This window comes from Oceanobacillus oncorhynchi (assembly GCF_000821065.1).
In the GTDB taxonomy this organism is placed as follows: domain Bacteria; phylum Bacillota; class Bacilli; order Bacillales; family Amphibacillaceae; genus Oceanobacillus; species Oceanobacillus oncorhynchi.
The window spans coordinates 4566462-4580817 of record NZ_CDGG01000001.1; the positions used below are offsets into that span (position 1 = coordinate 4566462).

Annotated in this window: 14 protein-coding genes; 7 read left to right on the forward strand and 7 right to left on the reverse strand. The window is 40.0% G+C overall.

What is annotated here, in order from left to right:
• Window positions 1-6 precede the first annotated feature (6 nt).
• The gene (locus BN997_RS21860) at window positions 7-1173 is read right to left on the reverse strand and encodes an exonuclease SbcCD subunit D (protein ID WP_042535535.1); all 1167 of its coding nucleotides are present in this window, start codon (window positions 1171-1173) and stop codon (window positions 7-9) included.
• A gap of 95 nt (window positions 1174-1268) precedes the next feature.
• Window positions 1269-2483 carry an EAL domain-containing protein gene (locus BN997_RS21865; protein ID WP_042535537.1) on the reverse strand — a complete coding sequence of 405 codons (1215 nt, stop codon included), beginning with the start codon at window positions 2481-2483 and terminating at the stop codon, window positions 1269-1271.
• A 502-nt stretch (window positions 2484-2985) separates the two neighbouring features.
• On the opposite strand from BN997_RS21865, the gene qoxA reads away from it, so the two are divergent.
• The 4 genes from qoxA to qoxD all read left to right on the forward strand — a co-directional run bounded on the left by qoxA (window position 2986) and on the right by qoxD (window position 6785).
• Entirely contained in the window at window positions 2986-3873 is an 888-nt protein-coding gene (gene qoxA / locus BN997_RS21870) for a cytochrome aa3 quinol oxidase subunit II (RefSeq protein ID WP_042535539.1), read from the forward strand.
• Window positions 3874-3944: 71 nt separating this feature from the next.
• Window positions 3945-5894, forward strand: coding sequence for a cytochrome aa3 quinol oxidase subunit I (gene qoxB / locus BN997_RS21875; RefSeq protein WP_042535541.1), 1950 nt, complete (start codon window positions 3945-3947; stop codon window positions 5892-5894).
• The gene (gene qoxC, locus BN997_RS21880; protein WP_042535544.1) at window positions 5894-6496 is read left to right on the forward strand and encodes a cytochrome aa3 quinol oxidase subunit III; all 603 of its coding nucleotides are present in this window, start codon (window positions 5894-5896) and stop codon (window positions 6494-6496) included. Before qoxB ends, qoxC begins: the two co-directional genes overlap by 1 nt.
• A gap of 1 nt (window position 6497) precedes the next feature.
• The gene (gene qoxD, locus BN997_RS21885; RefSeq protein WP_042535546.1) at window positions 6498-6785 is read left to right on the forward strand and encodes a cytochrome aa3 quinol oxidase subunit IV; all 288 of its coding nucleotides are present in this window, start codon (window positions 6498-6500) and stop codon (window positions 6783-6785) included.
• A gap of 59 nt (window positions 6786-6844) precedes the next feature.
• Here the strand turns inward: qoxD and BN997_RS21890 are convergent, their stop codons facing one another.
• Entirely contained in the window at window positions 6845-7075 is a 231-nt protein-coding gene (locus BN997_RS21890) for a hypothetical protein (RefSeq protein ID WP_042535548.1), read from the reverse strand.
• A gap of 214 nt (window positions 7076-7289) precedes the next feature.
• Between BN997_RS21890 and BN997_RS21895 the strand changes: the two genes are divergently transcribed.
• Window positions 7290-8063: a processed acidic surface protein gene (locus tag BN997_RS21895; RefSeq protein ID WP_052485100.1), complete on the forward strand. Its 774-nt coding sequence runs from the start codon at window positions 7290-7292 to the stop codon at window positions 8061-8063.
• Window positions 8064-8166: 103 nt separating this feature from the next.
• On the opposite strand, the gene BN997_RS21900 is transcribed toward BN997_RS21895, so the two are convergent.
• Window positions 8167-8397: a hypothetical protein gene (locus BN997_RS21900; RefSeq protein ID WP_042535550.1), complete on the reverse strand. Its 231-nt coding sequence runs from the start codon at window positions 8395-8397 to the stop codon at window positions 8167-8169.
• 237 nt (window positions 8398-8634) lie between these two features.
• On the opposite strand from BN997_RS21900, the gene BN997_RS21905 reads away from it, so the two are divergent.
• Window positions 8635-9450 (forward strand): ZIP family metal transporter, encoded by an 816-nt coding sequence (locus BN997_RS21905; protein ID WP_042535551.1) that lies wholly within the window; start codon window positions 8635-8637, stop codon window positions 9448-9450.
• Between the two features lie 305 nt (window positions 9451-9755).
• Here the strand turns inward: BN997_RS21905 and prpB are convergent, their stop codons facing one another.
• The 3 genes from prpB to mmgD are packed head-to-tail and all read right to left on the reverse strand — an operon-like array spanning window position 9756 to window position 13238.
• Entirely contained in the window at window positions 9756-10667 is a 912-nt protein-coding gene (prpB, locus tag BN997_RS21910; protein ID WP_042535554.1) for a methylisocitrate lyase, read from the reverse strand.
• A gap of 15 nt (window positions 10668-10682) precedes the next feature.
• Window positions 10683-12116: a bifunctional 2-methylcitrate dehydratase/aconitate hydratase gene (locus BN997_RS21915; RefSeq protein ID WP_042535556.1), complete on the reverse strand. Its 1434-nt coding sequence runs from the start codon at window positions 12114-12116 to the stop codon at window positions 10683-10685.
• Window positions 12117-12131: 15 nt separating this feature from the next.
• Window positions 12132-13238 carry a citrate synthase gene (mmgD, locus tag BN997_RS21920; protein WP_042535558.1) on the reverse strand — a complete coding sequence of 369 codons (1107 nt, stop codon included), beginning with the start codon at window positions 13236-13238 and terminating at the stop codon, window positions 12132-12134.
• Between the two features lie 246 nt (window positions 13239-13484).
• Here mmgD and BN997_RS21925 point away from each other — a divergent pair, with 246 nt between their 5' ends.
• Window positions 13485-14354 carry a LysR family transcriptional regulator gene (locus BN997_RS21925; protein WP_042535561.1) on the forward strand — a complete coding sequence of 290 codons (870 nt, stop codon included), beginning with the start codon at window positions 13485-13487 and terminating at the stop codon, window positions 14352-14354.
• Window positions 14355-14356: the final 2 nt, after the last annotated feature.

The following is a 14356-nucleotide window of genomic DNA, read 5'->3' on the forward strand; positions in this document are numbered from 1 at the left end:
TGCTTCTTATTTAGATGCTTTCCGTTCGTTATCTGCATCCTGAATTTCTTGAAATAACTCCTTCATTATCTCGTTCATTTCTTCGGAAGCTTCCTTTTCCGTTACTTCCTGATAAAAGGCATCAAATAATTCCATTTCACTTAAGCTCGTCTTGGGGGCCTGATTTTCTTTTTGTTGCGTGACTCCTGACGTAGTTCTTACTCTCTCCACATGCATGGCATTCGGAAAAATAGAACGTACCTTTTCCATCGGCGATAAAACAGGAAGCTCGTCAAGCAGCTGGACAAATACATAATCTTCGCTTCGAGGCTCCCTATAAATATCCTCCATTTTCATTTTGATAGAACGTATTTCACGTTTGGGGATAAGCCTTTTTTTCTCAACCTGGACGTTTCCTTCTTCACCCAGTTCAACTACTAAATACCCTTTTTGATGATGTTCTTCCGATAAGGAATACTTTAGGATGGAGCCGGAGTAGCGAATTTTTTCATCCAGCACATGATGTGCCTGATGGAGGTGCCCTAACGCTGTGTAATGAAAATCTGTAAATAAATGTGCATCGACATGCTCTGCTCCGCCAATAGACAGCGGACGTTCTGAATCACTCGTATTTTCTTCCGTCTCGCCAAAAGGAGTTACAAAAGCATGTCCAACATAAACATGGCGTGCTGCCTCGTCCATGTTTTCCTTTATCTGCTTAACAAGAAAAGCATTGGCATCCTGATGATTACGAATATCTTTTTCTTGAAATAAGGCTTTGACCACACTTGGATCTGCATACGGAATAAGATGAAAATGCACCTCCCCAAATTCATCTGAAAGAACAACAGGCTGTATGCTTTCCGAAAGCTGGCCAATGATATGATAACCTTTTTCCTTCATTAAGCGGCTGCCAAAATGAAGTCTGCCCGGACTGTCATGGTTACCGGCAATCGCTATGACGGGAATTCCTAATTGATTAACAATCCGGTCTAATGTTTTATCTAATAAATCAACTGCTTCTACAGGAGGTACCGCACGATCATATAAATCTCCTGCAATAATAACAGCGTGCGGACTTTCTTTTTCCACCGCTTCAACAAACTGATCCAGGATGCAGGCCTGGTCTTCAGTCATATAAATGCCTTGAACCAGCTTACCCAGATGCCAATCTGCTGTATGAATCAATTTCATTTAAAAACCTCCTTCTATCCGGAAATTCATCAAAGACGAAAAAACGGACAAATCAAGCTTTGAAAGGTACTCATTCCCCTTTCATTACTATTCTCTTATAGTAAGCCTTCTTTTTCTAGCAAATAACTGTATGGAATATCAAAAAATATATATCGTTCCTGAGACAGCGGATAAGCGTACGTTCGTATCAGCTCGGAACGCTCGATATCTGTGTATAAATCCGATAAAATTCCTTTTTTCTCAATATTCATCCGCATTATATTCTCGAAAAAGTATGGACGCCAGCTCCAGTTTTTATGCATCCCCTCCTCAATCAAGGTCCAGCTCCCCTGCATATCTTTTTCCACGTTCGCCGAGATTTGCAGGCCGACGCTGTTGCAAACATAGATACGAAATACAAAATCTTCACAGCCCTCAGCAAGCTTCAGCAGCCAGCTGTCGTCGTTTGTTTGTTTTGTCTGGGAAAGAAGACGGTCAATTATTGCATAAACGGAATCTAATAATTCAAATTGTGCCTTCGCTTTCTTTTGTTCATAGGTTACAAATTCTCTAAAATACTCCGTTAATTTATTTTTACATGCATCTTCCTCAATAAAATCCTGCTGCGGATAAGTCAGATAGCTGCCCTGATAATATTCACCGCCGCTTTGCCATGCAAAATTCAATTGTTTATAAGAACGGATGCCTTTAAATAACAAAGAAGCACCTATTTTTCTCGATAACATCGACACGCCAAAATAAACATCCTTATACAGATGCGGGAGCAGATCATCCTTTAAAAACGATGTATCTACTTTAATAAAGGAAGGATGCAAGACGGCTAGTTGATTCAGACTGCCATTTGGGTCGGCTAATTCAATGCTGATTTTTACTCCCAGTGTCTTTAAGTATTTAATGATATGACCTAGCTGATCTGTATTAATTGGCAGACAGGTATCCTTGATTTCGAGAATGATTTCATTCAGATTTAATCCTTTTTCTTGATACTCATGCAATAAATCAATAAATACTTCTCCATTATCACGTACCAATAATTCTGCATCATAGTATAAAGTAAGGTGCCCTGTAAAATGTTCTTGTAATTTTTTCTCAATTGCTTTTTGATGGATATACTGGTTTACCTCCAGCCGGAATTCATCTGGAATGGAGGTATCATCGAAGAGCCAATCTAAACGCTGCTCTTTATTATTTTCATCTAAGTAGTAAGCAATTACTTCATAACCGCTTACCAGCTGCTTATCTGCCCGGACAATCGGTTTATAATAAGGAAGTAATTGTTCTAAATCTATCAATATATCTAATGGATCCATGCTGACTCCCCCTTCGTTTCATTATAGCATATTCCACTTTACACTTATTTGATTTACATTTTCCTCTTATAATATCAAAAAATAACTCATAATCTTATTCAGAAGCCCTTCTTAAATTTATTTTCAGATATATACCGGCATAAATCAGTTTATCGCAGTATAACTCCGGAACTGGGGTTGCGGTTACTCCCCCATCGAGGAACCTTTGTGCGTCGAAAACCCCTCACTAAAGGAAGTTTCAATTTAATGTTAAAAGCCCTATTACTACCATTTATTAATATTGTCAAGCCTTTTTCGACATTTACCGACAAAATTCAAAAAGATGTAGAAGTTTTCATGAACATTTTGTGAAGTGTTTTTCAATCTCTTGTAATTTCCTTACATCAGTATTAATATTATCTCTGCTATAAACCAATACTAAGTTAATTGTGTGTTCATTTTGTGAACAACCTTTTAATCATAGTAATCCATCTTATTAAACATCAAAGGAAGGGGTATCAACATGAAGTTAAAGTGGACCTACTTAGCCTTATTAACAGGCATTGCTGCTTTTCTGGCAGGCTGTGAACCATTACTTGTACTTGATCCAAAAGGTCCTCAAGCAGATACAACTGCAACTGTGATTTGGATATCGATTTTTACAATGTCATTCATTGTAATTGTTGTCTTAGTAATGCTGGCAGTTATTTTATTTAAATATAGAGCGTCAAAACAAGATCCTGACTACGAGCCGCCTCATATTGAGGGTAATAAATATGTAGAAGGAATTATTGTCGCTGTTCCAATTTTAATTGTTGCCTTTTTATCCGTGGTTTCTACCATTTCGACACATCAAGTGGAGAGCCCTCCAGAAGGCTATGCTGAAGACGAGCCGCTCGTTATCTATGCATCCTCTTCTAACTGGAAATGGCATTTCAGTTATCCGGAACAGGACATTGAAACAGTGAATTATGTTTTCATCCCAACAAATCAAAACGTTGAATTCCGTTTATATTCTCATGGAACGATTTCAAGTTTCTGGATTCCTCAATTGGCAGGACAGAAATATGCGATGGCAGATATGACAAACTATCTGAACGTTGTTGCAGATGAGCCTGGGGAATATATGGGAAGAAACTCTAACTTTAACGGAGAAGGTTTTGCAGAAAATGAATTTGCTGTTACAGCAATGCCTCCAAGTGAATTCGATTCCTGGGTAGAAGATATTCATAATACTGCGGATCCGCTGACCGAAGAAGAATTTGAAGAATTATTAGAGCCTGGACATTTAGGACAAATGACTTTCACTGGTACACATCAGGAATTTAAACCTGCACCTGAGGGAGAGAACAGTCCGCATAATCATGGACCATCTGATTCAGATGAAGATGGCGGACACCATCATCATTAATCAGCTTTACAACAGCACTCAAATTTGAGGCGCCTGAAAATTTCTGAGCTCTAGAAAGGAGTTTCGACATAATGGATTTTTTAGATAGATTTTCTATTCCGCCCCATGATGATCCAATGCTTTATGCATCCATCGTTGCGATTGGACTTGTAAGTATTGCGATTGTTTTTGGTGTTACCTATTTCAAAAAATGGGGATATCTTTGGAATAATTGGTTAACAACGGTTGATCACAAACGAATTGGTATTATGTATATCATTTCAGCATTGCTTATGCTTTTCAGAGGTGGAGCAGATGCTGTGATGATGCGTCTGCAGACAGCTGTTCCAGATAACAGCTTCTTAGACGCACAGCACTATAACGAGGTTTTCACGACACACGGTGTTGTTATGATTTTCTTCATGGCAATGGCATTTATTATCGGTATGATGAACTTCGTTGTCCCACTGCAAATTGGGGCAAGAGACGTTGCCTTTCCGCGCTTGAACGCGCTCAGCTTCTGGTTATATTTTGCCGGAGCAATGCTGTTTAACGTTTCCTTTGTTGTCGGAGGTTCACCGGATGCCGGATGGACAAACTATTATCCGCTGGCAGGAACAGAATTCAGTGAACATGTTGGGGTAAACTACTATAACTGGGCACTGCAAATTTCCGGTATCGGAACATTGATGACAGGGATTAACTTTATTGCTACGATCATGAAAATGCGTGCGCCTGGCATGAAATTGATGAAAATGCCGATGTTTACCTGGTCTGCATTAATCACAAACCTTATTATTGTGTTTGCATTCCCTGTACTGACCATTGCTTTATTAATGGGAACGTTAGACCGTCAATTCTTTACCAACTTCTTTACAACTGGAGACGGCGGTATGGATATGATGTGGGCGAACCTGTTCTGGGTCTGGGGACATCCTGAGGTATATATTCTGGTACTTCCTGCATTCGGGATTTACTCTCAAATTATCGCTACGTTCTCACAGCGTAATTTATATGGCTATAAATCAATGGTTGCGTCCATGGTTATTATTTCCTTGCTATCCTTTATGGTATGGGTCCATCACTTCTTTACGATGGGACAAGGAGCTGTTGCCAACAGTATCTTCTCGATTACAACCATGGCAATCGCCGTACCGACGGGAATTAAGATATTCAACTGGCTTCTGACGATGTGGCGAGGTAAAATACGATTTACGACCCCAATGATGTATTCCGTGGCATTTATTCCGCTGTTTACAATTGGCGGAGTAACTGGTGTCATGCTTGCAATGGCAAGTGCAGACTATCAATATCACAACACGATGTTCTTAGTAGCTCACTTCCATAACGTAATCATCCCTGGTGTGGTATTTGCGATGATTGCGGGCCTCATTTATTACTGGCCAAAAATGTTCGGTTTCATGCTGAATGAGCGTATTGGCAAATGGGCATTCTGGAATATTGTTATTGGCTTCTGTTTATCCTTCTTCCCGATGTATATTACCGGGTTAAACGGACAGGCACGCAGAATGTACACTTATTCAGAAGCATCCGGCTTCGGACCTTTAAGCATGGTATCCTTCTTTGGAGCGCTGCTGTTAGCAGTCGGGTTTGTAATAATTGTATATAACGTTTATTACAGCTTCCGTTATGCACCAAGAAATGTCGGTGACGATCCTTGGAATGCACGTTCTCTTGAATGGGCTACGCATAATCCGGTTCCAGAATACAACTTCGCTATCACACCAAATGTGGATTCTGAAGAAGCGTTCTGGGATTATAAAAAGAATGGACATGACTTATTTAAAGGGGAAATTAAAGACATTCATATGCCGAATAACAGCGGCTGGTCGATTATTCTTGCAGGTTTCTTCTTTGTATTTGGCTTTTTCTTTGTCTTCCATGTATGGGTTGGAGTCATTATCGCCTTCCTTGGAATTATCGGCTGTCTGATTTACCGTTCATTTGAAAAAGACGACGGACATCATATTCATAAAGAAGAAATTGAAGAAACAGAAAACAAATTCGGAGGTGCTAAATAATGAAACTTGATTCTCAAAATCTGCCTCTTGAATATAGCACCGAAACCAATAAAATGAATATTTTGGGATTCTGGATTTTCCTAAGTGCGGAAATTATGCTGTTTGCCACGCTGTTTACATCATATTTTGTTTATGTAGACCGTGGCGTTGGCAGCGGTCCGGCTGGCGCAGAGATTTTTGAATTACCGCCGGTTTTGATTGAGACATTCCTTTTACTGACAAGTAGTTTTACAATTGGATTAGCAGTTCATGCGATGCGTATTGGTCGTGTGAAGGCAATGATTGGCTTTATGGTAGTTACGCTCCTGTTAGGTGCAGGATTCCTTAGCGTAGAAATATATGAATTTATTCATTTTTACCATATTGGAGCAACATTGCAGACAAGCGGTTTTACTGCTACCCTATTAACAACGCTCGGAACACATGGAGCTCACGTAACCTTCGGGCTGTTCTGGGGAATTATGATTATTGTTCAAGTTCTGCGCGGCGGTTTAAATGCGCGGACAGCGAATAAATCATTTATTTTCTCTCTTTACTGGCACTTCCTAGACGTTATGTGGATCTTTATTTTCAGCTTTATTTACTTGAAGGGAATGATGTAACATGAAAGAACTTTTTCCACTAAAACAGGTTAACGGATATATCTTTTCACTACTCCTGACTGTTGTTGCATTAAGTGTCTATTTCTTTGACATGTCTTTTGCAATGGGATTAACCATTCTGATTGTTACAGCATTTATTCAAGCAGGAGTACAGCTCGTTGTATTTATGCACGCCGGAGAAAGTGAAGATAAAGGCGGTATTTATCTTCACACAATTTATGGTGTAGCAGTTGCTATCTTAACCATCCTTGGTTCATTGCTTGCAATGATATGGGGATATATGATTTAAAGCATCTAAAAAGCTCAAGCAGTTTATGAACTGCTTGAGCTTTTTTCTCTTTTCATTACCTATGATTGTTGTTGTTTATGCTTCTTCCCATGAAAATTCTCTTCTACAGCAACAAGGAACAATCCCATAATAAAAATAAATGCCGCCCCTTCTGCCAAGCCTATGCCTATTGCTGTCACAATAGGTGTAGCGCTTACAATATAACCGTATATAAACATAATCGCACCAATTGTAATTAATGTCCCACAAACTAGAGACAAGCCTTTTAATAATTTTTTATTGATTTTCATCTATCTCATCTCCTTTAATTATATTATGCCTTTCGTTCAATAATTTGTCAATAAGTTTGTGTCAATTTATTGAACAAGCGATTTCTCCCTTGACCCGTGACTTTTGATTTATTTTCCTGAAGACAATCCTATATTCATGGAATTTCATCTGAAAACACTTTATACTTAAAGATGATGTTTCAAAAGTCATACGATATACATAGGAGGTATGAAGATGAGAAAGAAATTATTATCTATTTGTTTTGCACTGATACTTATGATTGGTCTTTTACCTTCCCACGCTTTTGCATTGGAAGCAGATGATCCTGAAGTGGAAGAATTTATTGAATCCATTGGATGGGAAGTGGAGGATTATGAAGACTATCTGGCAGATTTTTATTTGGGGTTAGCTGATTTTGACGATGTTTCTGAGCTTGGTACACCCGTTACCGAAGAAGGAATGGATGAACTTATCGAAAAGTATGATTTGACTTACGAAGAATTAGAGGAGATGCTTCGTGAAGAAGGATTACTTTTAGAGGATGAGGAAATTACAGATAGCGCTGTATTTGTATTTATGGAAACCACTGATATTTTAATAGAATTCCTTTTGAATGAAGACTTGGGCGAATCAGAGGATTCTTTTAGCTCCTTCGAGGAAGAAGAAATTACCGACGAACATCTAGAAGCTCTTGCTTCAGAGCATGATTTGAACTCAATTGAAGAATTAGAAGAGCTTTTCAATTCCTATGAGGACAGCATCAATAATTATACTTCTCTTTTGGACGTTGAATACGCAGCAGAATACTATGCAACGGAAGATAGCTCCGCATCCGAAGCCGATGGATGGGAAGATGATGATCTATGGGAGGAAGATGATATTTTTGGGGAAAATACAGATTTCACTGCCGATATGTTCAATACTCCCCTTTTAACAGGTGAGCCTATTGTTGATATCTATGCGATGATTTCCGTGATGTTTTTCGAAACGATATTGGATTTTCAATAACGCTTAATGGTATAGGGGAAAGAAAATGATGAGGAAGCCTCTGATTTTCTTTCCTCTATTTTTTTCTTGGAATCAAATGCTTTCCCTTCTTTTTTGAACGACATTATGCAAAGCTTTTTTTACCTAGCAGTTCTCTAATCTCCATTAAATCATATTCTTCTTCTAATTTCTCTTTTATAAATATCAACACATCTATTGCCTCAATTTCAAAATACGTTATTTGATCCATTGTTTTTGTTGGTATATATCCTTTAAAAGCATCCAGCCATTCCCAAATTTTATATATGGGTGCTTGGATTACTTTGCTCATTCCTAACAGACTAATGACATACATCTTTATCTCACCAACCTTATCTTTCTTTCATTTTCTAAATCTTATTATACTTATGAAATGCATTTAAGGTGTGGAATAATTAAGTAAAACCAATAACAAAGGGGAGACACATTTTTTCAGTTGATTATTTTCCTCTTAAAAAGTGAAAATTATTTCATCTTTTCTTATTTTAATGATAAAGTGATTAAGTTGGCATATATTAAATTATAATTGATTGAAAAAAAGAAGGGATATATAATGTTAGAGTTTTTCCAAAATCTTAGCCCTGTCATGCAGGCATTGACAGCAACCATTTTCACATGGGGAATGACTGCACTCGGGGCGGCGATTGTTTTTGCAACGAAAACAGTACATCAAAAACTGTTAGATAGTATGTTAGGCTTTGCCGGAGGGGTTATGATAGCAGCCAGCTACTGGTCATTGCTCGGACCATCTATTGAAGCATCGACAGATAATGCTGTTGGTCCCTGGTTCCCTGCGTTAGTCGGTTTCTTATTGGGAGGCGGATTTTTATGGATTATTGATAAAATCCTCCCCCACCTTCACCCTAACGCAGAAAAAAAACAGGCTGAGGGGCTTGCAGCTGATAAAAGAAAACGCAGCACCTTGCTTGTGCTCGCTATCACGATTCATAATATTCCAGAAGGACTGGCGGTTGGAATTGCCTTTGGCGCATTGGCTAATCATAGTACAGAAGCTGCCTTGGCTGGAGCAATTACATTAGCCATCGGAATAGGAATTCAAAACTTTCCCGAAGGTGTTGCTGTTGCCATGCCATTACGCGGGCAGGGGATGTCACGGATGAAAAGTTTTATGTATGGGCAGTTTTCCGGTTTCGTCGAGCCGATTGCAGCGGTTATCGGTGCGTTGGCAGTTGCTCATATTGAGCCGTTACTTCCATACGCCCTCAGCTTTGCTGCCGGTGCGATGATCTTCGTTGTTGCCGAAGAGGTTATCCCCAGCTCTCAAGAAAATGGCAATCGAGATTTAGCGACAATCAGCCTGATGATTGGCTTTGCACTTATGATGGTGCTGGATGTTGCTTTGGGATAAAATGAAACTTCAATCAGCGGGGGGGTTCTTTTCATCCCCCACTGATTGGGGTTGCGATTACTCCCCTCATCGTAAAGAGCTGTTAGTTGAACGAATCGGACCGTTACTGGCTGTTGGATCTCTCACTTAGAAATAAGCATTTTCCTTCATTTCTTGAAGTGGGAGTCTTACAAAAGTGCTTCGGCGGGACGAGTAATCGCAGTCCCAGCCCCAGTCCCAGCCAGTGACACTGCGATAAAATGCGGTAAACAATAAAAAAGAGGCATTTGCACATCAGTTATCTGATTGTGCAAATGCCTCTTTTACTATTTGAAATAATCCTCAATCACCGTTTTTGCAATGCCTTGGTCCAGTTCTTCAAATTCATCGTATTGAATTGTTTCATACAGCTCTTTTCTCGTTTGCATATCCTCTAAGCCATTTTTTTGCGTACCTTCATCCCGGATAAGTCCGAAAATACGCTCATACGCTTTGGCAGCAACACGTAAAGAGGTTACCGGATAAATGACCATGCCATACCCTAAGTCCTCGAACTCCTTTGCAGTTAAATAAGGTGTTTTCCCAAACTCTGTCATATTTGCTAATAATGGTACATCTATCGCTTTAGCAACAGCCTGAAATTCTTCATTATTCTGCAATGCTTCTGGAAAAATAGCATCTGCTCCGGCATCAACATAACCTTTGGCACGGTCAATAGCGCTTTCTAACCCTTCTACCGCTCTGGCATCCGTTCTTGCTACCACGAAAAGCGCTGGTGCTACCTTTTTAATGGCAGCTATCTTTTGCATCATTTCTTCCTTGGCAACCACATTCTTCCCATTTAGATGTCCGCATTTTTTGGGAAGCTGCTGATCCTCCAGCTGAACGGCAGCCACATTTGCCTCCACCATTTCTCTTGCTGTCCGAACAACATTCAAGACGCCGCCAAAACCGGTATCAATATCTACCAGCAGCGGTAAATTTGTTGCGCTTACGATTTCCTTTGCTCTCTCAGCTACTTCTGTAGAAGTAACGATGCCTAAATCCGGCAATCCCTTGCTTGCTGTATAGGCAGCTCCTGATAAATACAGTGACTGAAATCCAGCCTGTTTGGCTACTAAACCAGCCATCGCATCATGTGCTCCAGGTATTTGCAATATCCCCTTCTCTTCTGCCATCTTTCGAAATTTCTCAGCTAATTCATGCTGTGGTATTGGGCTATCTACGATCCAAGCCATTTTTTCCTCACCCTTCTAATCTAAAAATAATTCGATAAAATCTGTAATCGGCATCTGTTTTATCGTATCATAATTAACACTTTGTTTCTTGATGTGCGCGGTTTGTTTTTCTGTAAATTGAGTTGCTACATTCGCTTCGTATTTTTTGATTATTTGCGGAAATGCTTCCTCTCGACGGAACCGGTGACCTAAAGGATATTCACAATCCACCATATCTGTGGAAGTGCCATCTGTAAAATGAACCTGTACCGCATTTGCAATGGAACGCTTCTCCGAATCTAAATATTCTTCCGTATAACGTTTATTTTCGGTTACCGTCATTTTATCACGAAGTTCATCAATACGCGGGTCTTTTGCCGCATCATCCTCATAATCCTCCGCTACAATATTTCCTTTTAATAACCCAACCGCAGTAATATACTGCAGACAATGGTCTCTGTCCGCCGGATTATGCAGCGGTCCTTTTTTATCGATGATACGGATAGCTGATTCATGTGTAGCTATCGTAATTTCTTTAATTTCATCCATGCGGTCAACTACTTCAGGATGTAATTGAACAGCTGCTTCTGCTGCTGTCTGCGCATGAAATTCTGCCGGAAAAGATACCTTGAACAATACATTTTCCATGACATAGCTTTCAAACGGTCTGCTTAATACGATATCCTTCCCTTTGAAAAGCACGTCTTGAAAACCCCATCCTTCTGCACTCAAAGCAGTCTGATAGCCCATTTCTCCTTTAATGGCCATTAATGCCAGGCGAACTGCACGGCTTGTCGCATCTCCTGCTGCCCACGATTTCCTGGAACCTGTATTCGGAAAATGACGATACGTCCGCAAGCTGGAATTATCAATCCAGGCATTGGATAATGCATTGACAATTTCTTCTTTTCCGCCGCCCAGCATTTTAGTCACTACTGCGGTTGTTGCAATTTTAACGTATAAGACATGGTCCAGGCCAACACGGTTCAAGCTGTTTTCTAAAGCAAGGATACCTTGTATTTCATGTGCTTTAATCGACATCTCTAAAACCTCTTCTACAGTTAAGGGAGCTTCTCCTTTTTGCCGCCGCAGCTGACTCACATAATCAGCCACAGCTAAAATGCCTCCCAAGTTATCGGAAGGGTGCCCCCACTCCGCTGCAAGCCAAGTATCATTATAGTCCAGCCAGCGTATCATTGTCCCGATATTAAATGCTCCCTGCACAGGATCAAGAACATGCGGTGTTCCTGGTACTCTCACGCCATTTGGAACTACAGTGCCTGGAACAATAGGTCCTAACAGCTTCGTACATTCCGGGTAATTTAAAGCAAGAATACCGCAGCCAATCGTATCAATCAGTACATGATGCGCTGTTTTATAAGCCTCTTCACTTGTAATTTCCTTATTTAATACATAGTCCGCAATTTCTTCTAAAAGTTGATCGGTCTGATTTGTTTTTACTGATTCCATTTGAATGTCCTCCCTCTAATAACTTTTTCCTGTGTATTCTACTCTCGGTCTGAAAATCCGATTATTATCATGCTGTTCAATAATATGTGCCGCAAGCCCTGCTGTTCTGGCACTGAAGAAAATTGGTGTATAAAGCGGTATTGGAATACCCAGCTTCCAATAAACCGGAGCTGCATAATAATCTAAGTTAGGATATAGCCCCTTCTCTTCCCTCATGATTTCTTCCCCAGCTTCACACATCTTTAAAAGCGTATCATCATTATCTCTTTCACATAGTTTCCGCAGCGCTTCTTTTGTAATTGTTGCCCGGGGATCCATTTTCTTCATATACACCCGATGCCCAAACCCCATGATTTTTTCCTTATTTTGAAGCTTATGGCGAATGAGCGCTTCAAACCCGTCTACAGAATCGACTTCCTGCAGCATATACATGACTGCTTCATTTGCTCCGCCATGTAAATGTCCTTTTAGGGAAGATATAGCTCCAGTCAGCGCGCCGTACATATCAGCGTTTGTAGAAGCAATCACACGGGAGGCAAAGGTTGAATTAGGCATCTCATGCTCACTGTAGAGTAATAAGAGCTGATCAAAAATTTCCACCTCCAGATTGGACGGTTTTTTTCCTGTAATCATATAGAGGAAATTGGCGCTATAGCCGAGACTTTCATCCGAGCTGGCAATCGCTTTGCCCTCTGTAGCAAAATAGCTGTTTACCGTAATAAAAGGCAATTGACCTAACAATTCATAGGCCCGCTGTTTATTTTCCTTGTTCGAACGGTTTTCAAGGTCCGTATCGTATCCGGCTAATAATGAGATAACCGTACGCATCCCATCCATTGGATGCATGCCCTTTGGCAGCAGATTAAATACAGGCAAGGTATCTTCAGGCAGGCTATAATACCCTTTAATATTATCTTCCAGACTGCTCTTTTCCTCCTGGCTTGGAATATATCCTTCCAGTAATAAATGGACGACATCAAAATACGTTTTATCTTTCGCTAATGCAATTAAATCCTCTCCGCGAATAACTATTTTTTCCCGATCAACATCTAAAAAAGAAATTTCTGTTCGCGCCGCAATCACACCATCTAAACCAGGAACAAAACCTTCACTTGTACGCATTATTTCTCCTCCTTCAATTTGAAAGCGTCATCATTTATTCTTTTGAGATAAACAGAGCTTATAGTTGCCAAGCCATTGGTTCACTTATGCAGGTAGCAAAGCATAGAGAAGCATGTGTTGAATAAAAATCCCCAATAAAACGTTTTCCTATATCCAGTATAACCTTGAATAGAATATTAGAAAAATATATAATTCAAATTAATAACGATAGATTTTTTCTATATCTTAATAATAGGAGGAGAAGCCTTGAATTTACAAGACTGGAAAATGCTTGCCGCCCTTTACGAAACAGAAAATATCACACTGGCAGCACATCAATTATTTTTATCTCAGCCAACCTTAACTGCAAGAATTCAAAAGCTGGAAAATCATTATGGCGTCCCGCTTATTCTAAGGAAGCGGCGAGGCATCATGTTTACTCCAGAAGGGGAAGAACTGGCACAGCACGCAAAAAGAATGCTGCTGGAACAGCGTAAAATGGAGGAAAAACTCAGCAACATGCAGGAGGAAGTGAAGGGAACGTTACGGGTCGGTGTTTCTAATTTCTTTGCAGCAAATAAAATGCCGAAGCTGCTGCAGCTGTTTAAAGAAAAATATCCGGAGGTAGAATGCCAAGTTGTTACTGGATGGAGCAGTGATATGCACCGCCTTTTATTAAATCATGATGTACATATCAGCTTTATTAAAGGAAATTATGCTTGGAAGGAAAAGAAAGCGCTGTTATATGAGGAGGAAATCTGTGTTGCCTCTCCTTGGGATTTTGCATGGGATACACTCCCCAAGCTCCCAAGAGTAGACTATTACACAGATGAGCATATGCGTATGCTATTAGATGACTGGTGGCATCAAAATTACATCGAACAGCCGAATATTACCATCCATGTCAATCAAGTAGAGACTTGCAAAGAGATGGTTGTTCATGGACTCGGCTATGCGATTGTCGCTAATCTGGTCGTCCGCCCCCACTCCGATCTGTTTATTAAACCAATTACAGGGGCGTCCGGTGAGCCTTTAAAGAGACAAACCTGGATGTACTATCAGGAAGATACCTTACAAATGAATATTGTCCGGGCGTTTGTTGATTTTGTTCAGACATTGGATGTAAAAGCATTATAAGA